The 14740-nt window shown below is 48.4% G+C and carries 18 protein-coding genes and 2 pseudogenes; 10 read left to right on the plus strand and 10 right to left on the minus strand.

The genetic code is table 11. The features are described 5' to 3' along the window. Nucleotides 1–126: 126 nt before the first annotated feature. Nucleotides 127–753 (plus strand): LysE family translocator, encoded by a 627-nt coding sequence (locus tag AC2A06_RS14855; RefSeq protein WP_484380784.1) that lies wholly within the window; start codon nt 127–129, stop codon nt 751–753. Nucleotides 754–756: 3 nt separating this feature from the next. Here AC2A06_RS14855 and AC2A06_RS14860 read toward each other — a convergent pair whose 3' ends face one another. Continuing rightward, nucleotides 757–1320, minus strand: coding sequence for a DedA family protein (locus tag AC2A06_RS14860; RefSeq protein WP_484380785.1), 564 nt, complete (start codon nt 1318–1320; stop codon nt 757–759). Between the two features lie 205 nt (nt 1321–1525). Here AC2A06_RS14860 and pbpG point away from each other — a divergent pair, with 205 nt between their 5' ends. From pbpG to AC2A06_RS14875, 3 genes are all read left to right on the plus strand, one after another. Continuing rightward, on the plus strand, nt 1526–2458 hold the full coding sequence (pbpG, locus tag AC2A06_RS14865; protein WP_484380795.1) for a D-alanyl-D-alanine endopeptidase: 933 nt from the start codon (nt 1526–1528) through the stop codon (nt 2456–2458). Between the two features lie 216 nt (nt 2459–2674). After that, nucleotides 2675–3178: a YlaC family protein gene (locus AC2A06_RS14870; protein WP_484380786.1), complete on the plus strand. Its 504-nt coding sequence runs from the start codon at nt 2675–2677 to the stop codon at nt 3176–3178. Between the two features lie 190 nt (nt 3179–3368). After that, nucleotides 3369–3500: a hypothetical protein gene (locus tag AC2A06_RS14875; RefSeq protein WP_023490093.1), complete on the plus strand. Its 132-nt coding sequence runs from the start codon at nt 3369–3371 to the stop codon at nt 3498–3500. A 78-nt stretch (nt 3501–3578) separates the two neighbouring features. On the opposite strand, the gene AC2A06_RS14880 is transcribed toward AC2A06_RS14875, so the two are convergent. Further along, on the minus strand, nt 3579–4412 hold the full coding sequence (locus AC2A06_RS14880) for a DUF1460 domain-containing protein (RefSeq protein ID WP_484380796.1): 834 nt from the start codon (nt 4410–4412) through the stop codon (nt 3579–3581). 194 nt (nt 4413–4606) lie between these two features. On the opposite strand from AC2A06_RS14880, the pseudogene AC2A06_RS14885 reads away from it, so the two are divergent. Together AC2A06_RS14885 and AC2A06_RS14890 are read left to right on the plus strand one after the other, a co-directional pair. After that, nucleotides 4607–4870: pseudogene (locus AC2A06_RS14885) on the plus strand (DUF7916 family protein); the annotation flags it as partial. Between the two features lie 35 nt (nt 4871–4905). Continuing rightward, nucleotides 4906–5109: a 2-hydroxymuconate tautomerase family protein gene (locus tag AC2A06_RS14890; protein WP_023492078.1), complete on the plus strand. Its 204-nt coding sequence runs from the start codon at nt 4906–4908 to the stop codon at nt 5107–5109. 90 nt (nt 5110–5199) lie between these two features. On the opposite strand, the gene yajD is transcribed toward AC2A06_RS14890, so the two are convergent. Next, nucleotides 5200–5541: an HNH nuclease YajD gene (gene yajD / locus AC2A06_RS14895; RefSeq protein ID WP_473195667.1), complete on the minus strand. Its 342-nt coding sequence runs from the start codon at nt 5539–5541 to the stop codon at nt 5200–5202. A 98-nt stretch (nt 5542–5639) separates the two neighbouring features. Between yajD and AC2A06_RS14900 the strand changes: the two genes are divergently transcribed. Then, entirely contained in the window at nt 5640–6104 is a 465-nt protein-coding gene (locus AC2A06_RS14900) for a methyltransferase family protein (RefSeq protein WP_484380787.1), read from the plus strand. A 38-nt stretch (nt 6105–6142) separates the two neighbouring features. Here AC2A06_RS14900 and AC2A06_RS14905 read toward each other — a convergent pair whose 3' ends face one another. Then, nucleotides 6143–6988 carry a PA4780 family RIO1-like protein kinase gene (locus tag AC2A06_RS14905; RefSeq protein WP_473195663.1) on the minus strand — a complete coding sequence of 282 codons (846 nt, stop codon included), beginning with the start codon at nt 6986–6988 and terminating at the stop codon, nt 6143–6145. 203 nt (nt 6989–7191) lie between these two features. Here AC2A06_RS14905 and AC2A06_RS14910 point away from each other — a divergent pair, with 203 nt between their 5' ends. Further along, on the plus strand, nt 7192–7743 hold the full coding sequence (locus tag AC2A06_RS14910) for a cysteine hydrolase family protein (protein ID WP_473195662.1): 552 nt from the start codon (nt 7192–7194) through the stop codon (nt 7741–7743). Between the two features lie 214 nt (nt 7744–7957). Here AC2A06_RS14910 and AC2A06_RS14915 read toward each other — a convergent pair whose 3' ends face one another. After that, entirely contained in the window at nt 7958–8863 is a 906-nt protein-coding gene (locus AC2A06_RS14915; protein WP_484380788.1) for a GntR family transcriptional regulator, read from the minus strand. A 214-nt stretch (nt 8864–9077) separates the two neighbouring features. Between AC2A06_RS14915 and AC2A06_RS14920 the strand changes: the two genes are divergently transcribed. Together AC2A06_RS14920 and AC2A06_RS14925 are read left to right on the plus strand one after the other, a co-directional pair. Next, nucleotides 9078–10532 (plus strand): tagaturonate reductase, encoded by a 1455-nt coding sequence (locus AC2A06_RS14920; protein ID WP_484380789.1) that lies wholly within the window; start codon nt 9078–9080, stop codon nt 10530–10532. 204 nt (nt 10533–10736) lie between these two features. Further along, nucleotides 10737–11201 carry a YehS family protein gene (locus AC2A06_RS14925; RefSeq protein ID WP_484380790.1) on the plus strand — a complete coding sequence of 155 codons (465 nt, stop codon included), beginning with the start codon at nt 10737–10739 and terminating at the stop codon, nt 11199–11201. Nucleotides 11202–11264: 63 nt separating this feature from the next. On the opposite strand, the gene sseA is transcribed toward AC2A06_RS14925, so the two are convergent. The 5 genes and pseudogenes from sseA to AC2A06_RS14950 all read right to left on the minus strand — a co-directional run. Continuing rightward, complete coding sequence (gene sseA, locus AC2A06_RS14930) at nt 11265–12110, minus strand: 3-mercaptopyruvate sulfurtransferase (RefSeq protein WP_484380791.1); 846 nt, start codon at nt 12108–12110, stop codon at nt 11265–11267. 136 nt (nt 12111–12246) lie between these two features. Continuing rightward, entirely contained in the window at nt 12247–12792 is a 546-nt protein-coding gene (locus tag AC2A06_RS14935; RefSeq protein ID WP_023492065.1) for a hypothetical protein, read from the minus strand. Nucleotides 12793–12843: 51 nt separating this feature from the next. Continuing rightward, nucleotides 12844–13011: a hypothetical protein gene (locus tag AC2A06_RS14940; protein ID WP_484380792.1), complete on the minus strand. Its 168-nt coding sequence runs from the start codon at nt 13009–13011 to the stop codon at nt 12844–12846. 88 nt (nt 13012–13099) lie between these two features. Continuing rightward, the gene (gene yedA, locus AC2A06_RS14945) at nt 13100–14014 is read right to left on the minus strand and encodes a drug/metabolite exporter YedA (RefSeq protein ID WP_484380793.1); all 915 of its coding nucleotides are present in this window, start codon (nt 14012–14014) and stop codon (nt 13100–13102) included. A 164-nt stretch (nt 14015–14178) separates the two neighbouring features. Further along, nucleotides 14179–14470 (minus strand): annotated as a pseudogene (locus AC2A06_RS14950) (transposase); the annotation flags it as partial. Nucleotides 14471–14740: the final 270 nt, after the last annotated feature.

Below are 14740 nucleotides of genomic sequence, written 5' to 3' on the forward strand. Positions count from 1 at the left end.
CGTCTCTTTGTCCATGCGAATGATTGTATCGATCAACCGACCCGGATAAATGTTCTCAAGGGCGTTAGCGCAACACAGTAGGGTATGCGCTTATTTCAGTGCTAAGACTTGATTAGGGAAAATCATATGGTCAATGAAACAGTATTATCCGTATTGAGTATTACTGGTGCCATCATGTTGGGGGCGATGAGTCCAGGGCAAAGCTTTATTCTGGTGGCGCGCACAGCGGTGGCATCTTCACGTGGTGATGCAATGGCTGTAGCGTTGGGGATGGGGATTGGCTGCTTTATCTTCTCGTTGATCGCGCTATTGGGATTACAGTCACTGCTATTAATGTTGCCCTGGCTCTATACCACGTTGAAAATGTTGGGTGGGGCTTACCTGATCTATCTGGCTTACCGGATATTACGTGGGGCATACCAGCCATTACAGATTGAAATGACCGGCGGCCAACAGCTAGGGTTCTATCGCGCTTTTATCACTGGGTTGCTGACCCAACTGGGCAATCCGAATACCGCGATTGTATTTGGTAGTGTTTTTGCTGCTCTGCTCAGTCAAAACATACCGCTGGTGTTATATATCGTACTACCTTTGATTGCTTTCACGGTTGATTTGCTATGGTACGCATTTGTGGCCTTGGTGCTCTCATCTCCGGGACCGCGTCGTATTTATCTGCGCTTTAAAGCCGGGTTTGATTATCTGGGAGGCACTGTTTTGGCGCTGTTGGGGCTAAAACTGATGTTTAATAAATAGGCCTCAACGCTGGTGGCGTCGGCGCCACCAGTGACGGATCCCCAGAAAGACAACCAGTAGCAACGCGCACAATAACAGACTGTACAGTTTATTATCGGTATCACCGAGAAAACGGTTGATCGCCTGGCCACCAAAATAGCCGATAAACACAAAAATATGTGCCCAGAGTATTGCTCCCAGAATATTGAGCGGGACGAAAAGTGCAGGGGGCAGTTTACTGGCACCAATCAGCACCGGGCCGATAATACGAAAACCATACATAAAACGGACACCAATCACGAATAGGATCGGGTGACTGGCAATCAGTTTTTGGGCTCGTTCAATATGTGCTTGTTGGTTCTTCATGCGTGCAATCACCCGACCGCCAAAGTGGCGTCCGGCAAAATAGAGTAACTGATCGCCCAAGGAGCCACCAATCGCTACCACGGCAATCACCAGCGGCAGGTGTAACAACCCGTTGTGTGCCGCCATACCACCTAACATGGTGATGGTTTCCCCTTCGAGTAGGCAGCCAATCAGCAGTGCCCAGTAACCATATTGTGTAATGTATTGGGCTAAATCAGCCATATTTGTTCCTTACCGTCGCTCTTATCAGGCCATCAGCCCTGTCACTTTTGCGTGGTCAGGCTACAGAGCCGTTTATCTGCGGCTTTTACGTCTTATACCATGACAGAATTTGTCACAAATAGTAGCTCACAATCACAGTGCTAATTCAATGATCTGCATTTATAATTTAGAGCAATAAGTTGGTGGCGATTTTAATTAAAGAGAAATACCTGTGAAAATCCGAGTGTTGATTCTAGTTCTGCTTGCTTGGCAGATGGGAGCCGGTTTAGTGCCGCGAGCACTGGCCAGTGAGAAGGCTCGTGCATCACACGCGACCCAGCCGGAGTTGGCTTCTGGTAGTGCCATGGTGCTGGATTTGCAAACCCATAACGTGATTTATGCCCGTAACCCCGATAAAGTGGTGCCGATTGCCTCGATCACCAAGTTGATGACGGCAATGGTGACCCTGGATGCCCATTTACCCCTTAATGAAATGCTGTCAGTGGATATCAGCCAAACACCGGAAATGAAAGGGGTGCATTCCCGTGTGCGCTTAAATAGCCAGATAAGCCGTAAAGAGATGTTGCTGCTGACATTGATGTCGTCAGAAAATCGCGCGGCCACCAGTCTGGCACATCACTACCCGGGGGGCTATCAAGCCTTTATCAAAGCGATGAATGCCAAGGCTAAAGCGTTAGGCATGACCAGTACCCGTTATGTCGAGCCGACAGGCTTGTCGATGCATAATGTTTCTACCGCCCGTGATCTGACCAAATTACTGCTGGCGAGTAAAAGATACCCATTGCTTGGTCAGTTGAGTACCACCGCATCTCAGACCGCGACATTTAAAGATCCTGATTACAGCTTACCATTCAGAAATACCAACCATTTAATTTATAATCCCAAATGGAATATTCAGCTGACTAAGACTGGTTTTACCAATCAGGCTGGGCATTGCTTGGTTATGCGGACCATGATCGGTAACCGCTCAGTTTCATTAGTGGTGTTGGATGCCTTTGGTAAATATACCCACTTTGCTGATGCCAACCGTTTACGCACCTGGATTGAAACCGGAAAAGTTACCCCTATCCCGCCAGCGGCCCGTGATTATCGACGCCAAAAAGATGCTAATTTGGCCAAGAACAGTGAAACGGAATAGGGCTTGATATAGCCAAAATCATTCAAGCTGAGAGCTTGCCTGTTGCTCTACAATCTCACCTCGATAGATTGCGATAGATGCCGATACCGATAGCGTCGCTGGTTTATAGCGGGTTAATGAAGTTATCGTTTTTGTACTATCTTGTTAAACCGGCGTTGTGTTAGCGTGATAGCTATTGGCGAGTGTAATGATGGACTGATGTATAAGGCGGTCGCAATGGATACGATCAAAAATATCTTGGTGAAAGAAATCGAGCAGATTAACCAGCGTGAGAGACGTGACGGCAAGCCACGTTTTAACAGTGAGTTTGTTCGTAACCACCGCTATCTGTGTTTTGCGATGTTGGCTGGCTATTTGGCTGTGGTTGCCGTTATGTACCCGGTGCCTTACTTGGGGTTGCTGGCGTTTTTTGGCTTCACGGCTTTTGTGCTGATGATGTTTATCATGTTGTTGTTTGAGATTAAGCCGGTTTACCGTTTTGAAGATATTGGTGTGTTGGATTTACGTGTCTGCTACAACGGGGAGTGGTACTTTACCCGCGCGTTGTCGCCGCAGGCCGTGCAGGAACTGCTTAATGAACCTGCTGTCAGCATGGCATTAAAAGCGCAGATGCAGGAAATTATCGCTAATAAGGGCGAGATCGATTTTTATGATGTCTACGTTCTCGCGTATCCAAACAGGTCGGATAATCTGCCCGTAACGCTGTCCGTAGCGAATTGAAAGGATCGCGTCCGAGTGGATGTTGATTATAATTGCCCTATACACAAAATAATTCGACTTGCTTGTAGGCGGCAAGTGATGGAATCCCTAGGAGCATAGCCCACTATGTGACTAGGGTGACAGTGCGCAGCCAACACCCAAGCAGTTTGAAGTATGAAGAGTATAAATGGGTTAGCTTGAGGGTATTACGATGAGTGATGATATTTTTGATTTTGATATTGATGCCGAATTAGCGAAAGCTGAACAGAAAGCGGCGCAAAAAGAGAGAGAAGTCCCCGAAATCCTTGAGGATGAGGCGGATTGTGAGGGTTGCAAAATCTGATCGTGATACCAATAAAAAAACCGCTGCGGCGGTTTTTTTATTGCCTATCAGAAGGTGAGGCGATCTCTTCCGCATCGATTAGTGTGGGCGGAGTACCACAATACCGGGGGTATGGCTGACATAGCTGGCAAAAGGAGAGTCCATCACCTTCATGCTCTCTTTGCTTGAGGAGGCATGGCGCAGAACCGGCCCGTGTTGGGTGATAATAAAGAACCCGGTATGGGTGACATCCAGCCCCGGTAGTTTGCTATAGATACCGATATAGTCGCCCGTTTGTAGCTGGGTAATGACATTATCGTCAACAAACTCGCTGGGAATATAGCTAATAGGGCGTTCAACGGTTGGCGCGCCCGGCAGGTAGAGGCTGCCATCCGCTTTGCGGTTAAGGTGTTTACTGACCGTCACCGCATGTGGGCTGAGCTGCGCGGTGATATCGCTAGCCAATATATGCTCGGACTGTGCCCAGTCAGTAAAGAAGTGTTTGCGATGCTGGAAATCGATACGCCCGTTGATATAGCGTGTCTGGATGACATTTTCCACCAACTCGTTCTCGTTGCTGGCGGTTCTCAGTGCCTGAACGTAATCCAGATAGGTAAAACAATCCAATCCACTGAAATCAATCACCAATTGTTCTGGTGTACTGGCTGAGCCAATTAATTGGTTAGCCACATAAGGCGTATCAAGAAAAGCCTGGGAGAGTAACGCGATCATCTGGCTTTTATCCGCCTGGGGAAGCGCATTATGTAGGGCTAGTAGGGACTGTAGTTTGTTTACGGTATAATTATTCATCGTTATTGCCATCTTCTGGGGTTCTGCTACGGGTGGTTTAGCGGCTCTCGATGGGCTGAGCGGTGGTGTATTGCTACATCCTACTACTGAGGCTAACAACATCGCTAGCGTCAATTTCCCAATTTTTATCTGCACAAATGCACCTTAAATAGCAATGATTCACATTATCATAAAGAGGGTTCGAGGTTCATTCAAGGTGTTCTCTGCCCGCAAGAGGAATGAATCCAGATAACTATGGAATATTTATGGCCACAATGAAAGATGTCGCGCGGCGTGTGCTGCCATCACTTTAACCTCGTCCCGCTTGTAGCGTTGCTGAAAAGGTAGCCGGATTGATTGCTTTTACACAGCAACACGGGGCATTGGCCATGACCGCGATTGGCACCTCACAGGAAGGGGCCGATGTACAAACCATCCGTCAAATTGCGCTGATGAGTAAAATGGCCGGTGCCGACCTGCACCATATCGGCGATACTGGCTATCTTGGTTTGGCATTACCGGAAAATATTTTTGCCTACAGTGTGGCGATCCGTGGGGTACGCCATACTTATACCCGCATGGCCAGATCCATTAACCGCTAATATTCAGCTCAATTTATTCGTAACTAGAGGTCGATATGCCATACGTTAATATTAAAATTACCCGTGAAGGCGCTACTGCCGAGCAGAAACAGCAGTTGATTGCCGGCGTCACCCAGTTACTGGTTGATGTGCTAAATAAAAACCCGAAAACCACCGTGGTAGTGATTGATGAGGTCGACACTGATAACTGGGGAATCGGTGGTGTACCGGTAACGGAGTTACGCAAAAATAGCCAATAGTGATGCGGTACCGGATGATTTTTGCCATCGTGTGGTTATTCAGGGGCAAATCCACGTCAGTGGTGGGTCTGCCCCAGAAACCAAAATAGACTATTTTTTCAGCATTGCCTTGAGGTTGGCGAACGGGTTGTGGGTTGCCACGCCGATGTCTTTCTGGGCATCCTCACCGGCAACCACCGTAGAGCCATACTGGTCGGCTTCGGTGTATTTTGAATGCTCATGATCATGGCAGTACAGGCACAACATTTCCCAGTTGCTGCCATCTTCTGGGTTATTACTGTGGTCATGATCGATGTGATGCACGGTGAGCTCACGCAGGTTGGAATAAACAAACTCCCGTGAACAGCGCCCGCATACCCACGGGAAAAGTTTCAGCGCTTTCTCACGATAACCGACTTCGAGCTTTGCATAGTTTTTAGGAATGTATGCCATGGTATGCCTACGAAATTAGAATAATATCGCGCAGAATAATACCATAAATCTCTGTCGAAATGATGTAGAAGCTATCGCCATAATAGGGGGAACGAAGAATGAGAAAGAACTTAAACGGGTTACTTTTGCCACCGGTGGTGTTGGCGGTTTGCGGAGTAGGAATGTGGATTATTCATTGGTTGTCGGGTGAGGGATGGCAGGGGAACACCTTTATTCTAAGTTTGGCCACGGTGTTGGTTGTGGTTTCCTTTGCCATGATGTTCAGCACCAGTTTGGCTTTTCACCGTGCCAATACCACCATACATCCGCAAAAATTTCAGCAGGTTAATATGCTGATAGTTAACGGCATTTTCCGTTTTAGCCGTAACCCAATCTATCTGGGGCAACTACTATTATTGGCGGCATGGGCCTTGGTTTTGGGGAGTTGGCTGGTCTGGCTCGGGTGGTTGCTGTTTTTTATTTATCTTGACTATGTGCAGGTTCCGCGAGAAGAACGTTTTCTCACCCAGCGCTTTAGCGCAGAGTACCCGGCATATTGCCAGCGGGTCAGGCGCTGGCTTTAAATTGCGGCCCCGATGTGGCAGATCGGGGGGCGGGTAGATTAGTCCTCTTGACGTGCTTGTAACTGCCGCTGATGTTCATCGCTGGCGGCTTGAATCTCTTCCAGCACGGAACCGACATCAGCGCGTTTATTGCTTTCACTGAATTTGCCTGTCAGCACACTGGCTGGTGTCAGGTTACCTTCCTGATAGAGCGCCCAAATCTCTTTGGCGTACTGGGTTCCAAGCAGTTGTGGCGCATACTGACCATAATATTGCGTCATGTTGTTGATATCACGGGCGAACATGCTTTGGGCATGGTTGTTGGCTGCGGCATCGACCACCTGCGGTAGATCGATGATAACCGGCCCGTCTTTATCCATTAATACGTTGAATTCGGATAAATCCCCGTGCACCAAACCGGCACAAAGCATCCGTACTGCGTAGTTCATCATTAAAGCATGGTCATGCAGTGCCTGCTCAGGTGTCAGCGTAACATCACTGAGACGCGGTGCCACCAGGCCCTCTTCGTCGGTGATCAACTCCATCAGCAGTACCCCATCCAGACAGATATCCGGCTGTGGCACACGAACGCCCGCTTTAGCCAACAGGTGCAAGGCATCTACCTCGGTATTCTGCCAGGACTCTTCTTGTTGTTGGCGACCAAATTTGGAGCCCTTTTTCATCGCGCGGGCGTCACGGCTGTTTCGTACTTTACGCCCTTCCTGATAGTTTACTGCTTGTTTGAAGTTACGTTTATCCGCTTCTTTGTACACTTTGGCGCAGCGGATCTCATTACCGCAACGCACGATAAATACGTCGGCTTCTTTGCCACTTTTTAAACGGCGGATGACATCATCGATTAAGCCATCATCTACCAATGGCTGGAGTCGTTTTGGAATTTTCATGCAGCCTTGTATCCTAATTCGGCTCTGGTGTAAATGTTCTGTTTGTGTTTGCGACTTTACGTTGTCTCGGTGGTCATTCAGGTTGCCATCTATCCGCAACTCGAATGATTTTGGGTATAGTATATCTGTTTTAGTTACTGAATGAACGCCTTACTCAAGGTAGGGGCTCAGTATTCAATCCTCAGGGATCAGATGGAGTGGTGATGAAATCAGCATTGTTAGTGATTGATGTACAGCAAGGCCTGTTTACGCCACCGCCAGCAGAGGCGGTTGAGGTGATTGAACGGATTAATCAACTGACTGAGCGCGCTCGGCAGGCAGGGGCACCGGTGATTTTTATTCAGCATCAAACGCCTCAGCAGGAACTGGCTTACGGTAGCCATGGTTGGCAAATTCATGCCGATTTAAGCGTAGCAAAGGGCGATTATCGGGTAGATAAAACCACCCCGGACAGTTTTCTGTCGACTAATTTGGGTAAATTGCTGATCGCTGGGGGAATAAGTCAATTGGTGATTTGTGGCTATTCAAGCGAGTTTTGTGTTGATACCACCACCCGCCGGGCGGCCGGATTGGGTTATCCGGTGGTGCTGGCAGCCGATGCGCATACCAGCCATGATAAACCGCACGCCAGTGGTTTACAGATCCGCGCTCATCATAATGCCACATTATCGAATATCCGAAGCTTTGGCGTACTAATCAGCGCGCTGCCGAGCGCAGAGATCCAGTTTGAAGCAGATTGTGATGTTCAACACTGATAGTCGCTGGCAGTAGCCTAACCAGATAAGTATTTCCCCAAATAGACTCAAAATAATTTGAGTTGCTGCGCATCCTGCAGGCCGGCACCTTGCGTGCCCATCAAGTAACACTGGCCACTTTGGAGCAAGTTAACGCCGCATTAGGGTTACACTTTTTTGCGTTGGATTAAATGCGGCAATCAAGTGGTTTTTATTGATAAAAAGCAGGTCTCATTTAAGCGAGGTCCAGCTTGAGTGAGCGGATCATCGCCTGTTTGGCGGTTTCAAGATGGCGGAGCAGTTCTCGCGCTGCCACCTGATCATTGCGGCAGAGTAGCGCACTGAGAATCGCCATATGCTCTTCCATCGAGATGATATTCTGTTGCTTGAGATCGGTTTCATCCCATTGATAGTGGAAATGAAAAATAACCGAAATGACCTCCATCGCCTGATTGAAAAACCTGTTGTTGGCAGCGGAGAGCAGCAGACTGTGGAAATTGCGGTCCAACTGAGAGAACAGGCGATAATCGGTGGCGATGGTGTCGCGCAGTTGCCGATGTTGGACCAATAGCTCTTTGGCCTGTAACCAACGGGGATCCTCTACCGGCAAATTGATAAAACGCGATAGTGCATGCGTTTCCAGCATTTGGCGCAGTTCAAACAGTTGCTCGGCATAGTGTTGGTCGAGTTTTTTCATCCGCCACTGCCCGCGTCGGACATTATCAATCAGATCATAACGGCTGAACCGCAGCAGAAATTCCCGCACCACCACTGGGCTGACGTTAATCTGACGAGCCAGTTGCAATTCAGTGAATGAGTCCCCAGCACGTAACTGTCTTTGATTAATCATTTGGTAAAACGCCTGTTCAAAGCGTTGGGTCTGTTCATCCAGTGAGTGGGTGATGCAGTTAAAGCCATCTTCCGCGAGGGGTCGCCGCAGGATCACATAATCACCATTGACCTTTTCTAATACGCCACGCTGATGCAAATGGGCCAAGGTGTGGCGCACCGTGGTACGGCTGATGTTATACATTTCCGCCAGAGTAGCCTGCGAGGGCAGTGGTGAGTGGAGGTGACCATTGATGATGCTATCAATCATCTGATTCACCACATTTTGCCGCAGGTTCTGCGTTCGACTCATGGTTCTTTTCCGCTGTTATGCCTTTTTATCTATTTAAAACCCATTTAAAGCCATTTATTTTGCGTTGCATCACATAATTCCTGCGTGAGCTCAACCCCAACTGCTTTTATACCGGATAACCACTATACCGGATAACAACAACCAAGAATCTTTAGCCCCAGTTTGCGGTTTCAAACGCGATGGGCACCACCAGATGCAAGGAGTAAGACAAAAGATGAAAACATTAAACCGTAGCGAATTCCCTGGGGCACAATATCCTGATCGTATTATCCAGTTTGGTGAAGGTAACTTCCTGCGCGCTTTTATCGACTGGCAAATTGATTTGTTAAACCAGCATACCGGCTTAAATGCTGGCGTGGTGGTGGTGCGCCCCATAGACAGTGATCAACCGCCATCTTTAAATACCCAGGATGGGCTCTATACCACGATTATTCGTGGGTTGAATGAGAGTGGCGAGGCGGTTTGTGAACCACGCCTGATTCGTTCGGTTAATCGCGAAGTGAACGTATATCGCCAATACGAAGATTTTCTGGCGTTAGCCCATGATCCAGCGATGCGTTTTGTCTTCTCCAACACCACCGAAGCGGGTATCACTTATCTGCCAGAAGATAAATTAACCGATGCCCCCGCCACCAGTTTCCCGGCTAAGCTGACACGTATACTGTTTGAACGCTTTACCCATTTTTCCGGTGCCGCAGATAAGGGCTGGGTACTGTTGCCTTGCGAGCTGATTGACTACAACGGCGAAACCCTGAAAGAGTATGTGCTGCGTTATGCACAGCAGTGGCAGCTACCGAACTCGTTCATCGATTGGCTAAATAACTGTAATACCTTCTGTTCCACGCTAGTTGACCGCATTGTTACCGGTTACCCGCGCGGTGAAGAAGAACAGTTGCAGCAGCAGTTGGGCTACCGTGATAGTTTCCTGGATACTGCGGAGCACTTCTACCTGTTCGTGATTCAGGGCCCGCAATGGTTGGCAAAAGAGCTACATCTGGATCAATTGGCGCTTAACGTTCACATTGTTGATGACATCAAACCCTATAAAGAGCGCAAGGTAGCTATTCTTAATGGCGCGCATACCGCATTGGTGCCAGTGGCATTTCTTGCCGGCTTGAATACGGTGGGTGAGGCCATGAGCGATGAGCAAATCGGTGGCTATGTAGCACGGACAATTGCAGAGGAAATTGTTCCGGTGCTTGACCTGCCGCAAGAGGAACTGAAACCTTTTGCTGAGGCCGTGCAAAACCGCTTCCGTAACCCGTTTATTCAACACCAACTGTTATCCATCGCACTTAATGGCATGACCAAATTCCGCACGCGTATTCTGCCGCAGTTACTGGCCGGTCAGCATAAGAGTGGGCAGTTACCAAAACGCTTGACTTTTGCCCTGGCGGCACTGATTGCCTTTTATCGTGGTGAGCGGCCAGCGGGAAGTTATCCGTTGCAGGATGATGCCCATTGGTTAACACAGTTTCAAACGCTGTGGAGTGGGGTAAACAGCCATAAACTGACACTCGTGCAGTTAGTAGAAAGTGTGCTGGCCGATAAAGCACACTGGGGGCAGGATCTGAATGAGGTACCTGGGCTTACTGCTGCGATAACGCAGGACTTGCAGGCTATTCTGCAGCACGGAATGCGTGCTGCACTGCAACAGATCGACAAATAATCGTATAACGACTTATTGCTGATGCTGGTGGACCAACGTGGGTTGGTCCATGCAAATTAGATTGAGAACCCCTTCCTGGCACCCTATACTTGCGGTGCCAGCAAAATGTACTGCTTTGCCCCTACCCATTTTGCAGTTTGTATTGCGTTAAGGATATTATCACCGCGATATGTCTTCCCTGATTGAAACACCAAAGGTAATTCCATGATTAATAATGATGTGCTGCGCAGTGTGCGTTACATACTGGCGTTGAATGACGTAAAAATGGCGGCAATCGTCAAACTGGACGATTTTGACGTCGACGCCGCAGCCATGAAGGCTTATACGGTTAAAGAGGGGGAAGAGGGGTTCGAAAAATGCCCGGACGAAGTCATGGCCCATTTCCTGAATGGTTTGGTGTTCTTTAAACGCGGTAAGGATGATAAATTTCCAGCGCCGGTGTTAGAACTGCCGATTACCAATAACCTGGTACTGAAAAAATTACGTGTCGCCTTTGAACTGAAAGATATTGATTTACATCAGATTTTTACTGCTGTTGATTTCCGGATCTCCAAACCGGAATTGAGTGCGTTATTCCGCAAGCCGGATAACAAAAACTACCGCCCGTGCGGTGATCAGATGTTACGTTACTTTCTGAAAGGGTTAGCCTTGCGTATCCGCGGCGCTTAAACCGAGGGCGTCTTGTGGGCACGAACTCCACAATGATTCGAAGGGGCCGTTAGCCCCTCACGGTTAATCTTGGGCTATAGGTTGTTTGCCACTTAACTGACCCCATTCGCTCCAAGCGCCATCATACAACTTGACTTGTTTGGCCCCCAGAGATTGCAACCCCAGCGCCAATACCGCCGCGGTGACACCTGAGCCACAACTGACGATGGTTGGCCGCTGGAGATCAACACCTTTAGCGCGGAATGTGGCTTCTAGTGCTGCTAATGATTTAAAACACCCCTTTTCCAATAGTTCGTCATAAGGAACGTTAATACTGCCAGGAATATGACCTGAGTGCAGACCGGGGCGCGGTTCCGGTGCTTGGGCGTGAAAACGTGCAGCTGAGCGGGCATCCAGAATTTGCCATTCGCTATTTATTGCCTGTTCCACCTGCGGCATATCCACTACGGCTTCCGGGTTAAAGTGGGCATGAAAGTGCGCGGGTGCAGGTTGTGCTGGACCTGTTTCCAGGGCATAACCCCGTGAGCACCACCCCTGCAAACCTTCATCAAGCACCAAAACATTCGGCGCACCAAAATTACGGAAGGTCCACCAGCCACGTGGGGCAGAGAACAGATTGCCTTCGTCATAGAACACAATGGTATGTTGTTCATTGATGCCCAGCTTGCCCACCGCAGCACTGAAATCCTCGGCGCTGGGGAGCATATGTGGCAGGGTAGTGTCTTTATCTGCCACATCATCAATATCAAAATAAACCGCACCAGGAATATGGCCTCGTTCAAACTCAGCTAGCATATCCTTCTTGGGGACCTGACCTACCGGAGACATCCGTACATCCACTATCGCCAGATTTTCATCGTCAATATGTTGCTCAAGCCATTGTGCAGAGACTAAAAAAGGTGAGTTCATGGTTAGTGTGCGCCTATGAGTAAGCAGTAGGAAAGTGTCATCATATACCCGTCAGAGTTCAAGTTGCAGTGGCCCCTGCAACTTGAATAGGCAAGGTAGAGGGTTAACTGCTCTGCGCTAATTAAATCACCAGCGACTACTTTTTATCAGCTTGAGGGACTGTGATATTGACACCATAAAGACGTAATAAAGCAGGTGCATCTTCAACATTAGTGAAGGTATAACGTACTTTTACCGCAGCACTGGCAGGGACCATTACTTCAGCCGCACTCGGTGATAATGACGTTTTCAATAGTGAAGCAAAACCACTAGCATCGAGTAACACTAATGAATTAGCTTCATTAAGGTTAGTCAGCCGTACTGGTTTGTCTGATTTATTACGCAACGCCAAGGTCACTTCGTATTCTTTACTCTCCTTTTCGCCGACTTTGGTTGCAGAGAGCACCGAGGCCTCAATAAATTTATTCAACCCTTCTTTTTCGGTAATAATGGTTGCACTATCAACGCTTTCACCAGTTTTTCGCCCATCATCAATGCCGCTTTTGACACCACTTAATGTGTCTTTGCCCGTAGATACCAAACCGGAGACAAAACCTTTTACGCCATCCTTAATAGTGGCAGCGTCTTCAGCTAAAGCAGGTACAGATATCAGTAACGTTAATGCCAAAATGGTTTTTTTCATATCCCTAACCTAATTAATTGATCGTCTTGATTATTCAAGCAAGCGGGAACATCAGTGCGCGGTATTCCCGTTAGCCGTATTTGCCTGATCGCTAGTGGTTACCACTTTTTCCTGTGGTACGGTGGCACGGGTATACATATTCAACCCAGCCAGGAAAACGCCGCCTAGAGAACCCAAGGCACATAAAGTGATAACGATGACCAACACTTTTTTCAACATAATGGTTGTTTCGCCAGAAATAATTTGAGCCGCGGCCCTATAAACGAAACTGAGTATAAGCGATTTCCCCCGGCAAACAACAGCCAGACTATTCACTGACTCGCCCTGTTTTTGCCGGTTTGGGAAACAGATATTTACCCAGCGTCACCAAAACCACCGCTGCAACAATGATGACCAAGGCCACCCATTCACGAAGGGTTAGCGATTCGTCAGCAAAACCGACACCCAGTAACACGGCGACCACCGGGTTGACATAGGCATAGCTGGTGGCCACCACCGGGCGCACGTTTTTTAGTAGAAACATATAGGCGCTGATCGCCAGCATCGAACCAAAAACAATCAGATAGCCGAGAGCCATAAAAGCGCTGAAACTGGGCATCTTATCCAGATGCTCACCACTCAATTGACTGATAATGGTCAGTACCACCCCGGCAACCAGCATCTCTGTGGCCCCCGCCATTGGGCCAGCGGGCAAAGAAACTTTTGCGCTGAGCAGCGAACCAAAGGCCCAACTGGCGGAAGCCAGCAAGATCAACAGCGCTCCCATAGGGTTACCCACCAAATTGTTCCCGGTATTAAGCAGTACAATGCCCAGCAGACCCAGCGCGATACCGGTCCACTCGAGTCTGCTATTACGCATTCCCCAAAATAGACTGAATCCCAGGGTAAATAGCGGAACCGTTGCTACCATTACGGCAGCTATACCTGAAGGAACCTGTTGGTGCTGAGCAATGGTGACCAGCCCGTTGCCTACCGCCAGCAACAGGGTGCCGATAACCGCCGCTGCCATCCACTGTTTCAGCGTCGGCAACGGGTAACCGCGCAGCAACAGCAAAACGAACAGCAAAAACCCGGCGACCAGAAAGCGAACACCGGCCATCATCAACGGTGGCCACCCTTCAACCCCAACCCGTATGGCAAAATAGGTTGATCCCCAAACAATATATAACGTGAACAGAGCACCGATTAACGGCAGGAGATGACGATTTTTTTTGCTCAACATACGGCTTAATTCGATAGGATGAAAGAGGTTAGGAAATTCAGTAAACCTTAAGCTGCAGTGATTACGCAATGTTTTTTCAGGTTGAGAACCCAATCAGAGAGAGAATGGAGGGGAGAGCGAAAAACATTGAGCAAACAGGTGGTGTTGTCTGGTTTTTGGGGAGTATGCGGATGGGCTTTAACGACGCTACCGCCTTCTAAATCAGCCAATTGCCTAAGCTCGACAAAGCGCTGCATTAAGAACGCCTTTCTTTGACCACAAGTTAAACCGCCGATAGATGGCACGCCAATGTCCAAAAGCGTCTGGGACATCACGCCAAGGGCAGCCAACCCGCATTCGATACAAAATACCTTCCACCGTATTTCTGGGTTCTGGCTTGCTATAGACGCGACCTGTTCTCAGCATCAAGTGGATTAGCGTTGACCAGTATTCATCTGTTGATATCGTTATTGGCATATTGTACTGTCATGGTTAGTTTTTGGCGAAAGTAATTATACCAGTCCGTCATGCCGCCTAATAATCCACCACTAAAGATCAATAGCCCCCAAACTATTAGGAATATTCTTATTCACTATGTTTCTTTTATCATCAATAATGGCGGTAATTTCACTAGTCCGATGTCTATATTTTGACCAATCCTCCACATGGCGTGCGATATCTGTTTCCACCAAGGGATGCCAGAGAACCATCACGGAGTAAAGGTTAAAACATCATTAAAGTATCAAA

It is taken from the genome of Serratia sp. HNCC26DJ244 (genome assembly GCF_057180565.1).

Coding starts and splice junctions, on each gene's coding strand:
- AC2A06_RS14855 (WP_484380784.1), top strand. CDS start 127: ATGGTCAATGAAACAGTATTATCCGTATTGAGTATTACTGGTGCCATC.
- AC2A06_RS14860 (WP_484380785.1), bottom strand. CDS start 1,320: ATGGCTGATTTAGCCCAATACATTACACAATATGGTTACTGGGCACTG.
- AC2A06_RS14870 (WP_484380786.1), top strand. CDS start 2,675: ATGGATACGATCAAAAATATCTTGGTGAAAGAAATCGAGCAGATTAAC.
- AC2A06_RS14875 (WP_023490093.1), top strand. CDS start 3,369: ATGAGTGATGATATTTTTGATTTTGATATTGATGCCGAATTAGCGAAA.
- AC2A06_RS14890 (WP_023492078.1), top strand. CDS start 4,906: ATGCCATACGTTAATATTAAAATTACCCGTGAAGGCGCTACTGCCGAG.
- yajD (WP_473195667.1), bottom strand. CDS start 5,541: ATGGCATACATTCCTAAAAACTATGCAAAGCTCGAAGTCGGTTATCGT.
- AC2A06_RS14900 (WP_484380787.1), top strand. CDS start 5,640: ATGAGAAAGAACTTAAACGGGTTACTTTTGCCACCGGTGGTGTTGGCG.
- AC2A06_RS14905 (WP_473195663.1), bottom strand. CDS start 6,988: ATGAAAATTCCAAAACGACTCCAGCCATTGGTAGATGATGGCTTAATC.
- AC2A06_RS14910 (WP_473195662.1), top strand. CDS start 7,192: ATGAAATCAGCATTGTTAGTGATTGATGTACAGCAAGGCCTGTTTACG.
- AC2A06_RS14915 (WP_484380788.1), bottom strand. CDS start 8,863: ATGAGTCGAACGCAGAACCTGCGGCAAAATGTGGTGAATCAGATGATT.
- AC2A06_RS14920 (WP_484380789.1), top strand. CDS start 9,078: ATGAAAACATTAAACCGTAGCGAATTCCCTGGGGCACAATATCCTGAT.
- AC2A06_RS14925 (WP_484380790.1), top strand. CDS start 10,737: ATGATTAATAATGATGTGCTGCGCAGTGTGCGTTACATACTGGCGTTG.
- sseA (WP_484380791.1), bottom strand. CDS start 12,110: ATGAACTCACCTTTTTTAGTCTCTGCACAATGGCTTGAGCAACATATT.
- AC2A06_RS14935 (WP_023492065.1), bottom strand. CDS start 12,792: ATGAAAAAAACCATTTTGGCATTAACGTTACTGATATCTGTACCTGCT.
- AC2A06_RS14940 (WP_484380792.1), bottom strand. CDS start 13,011: ATGTTGAAAAAAGTGTTGGTCATCGTTATCACTTTATGTGCCTTGGGT.
- yedA (WP_484380793.1), bottom strand. CDS start 14,014: ATGTTGAGCAAAAAAAATCGTCATCTCCTGCCGTTAATCGGTGCTCTG.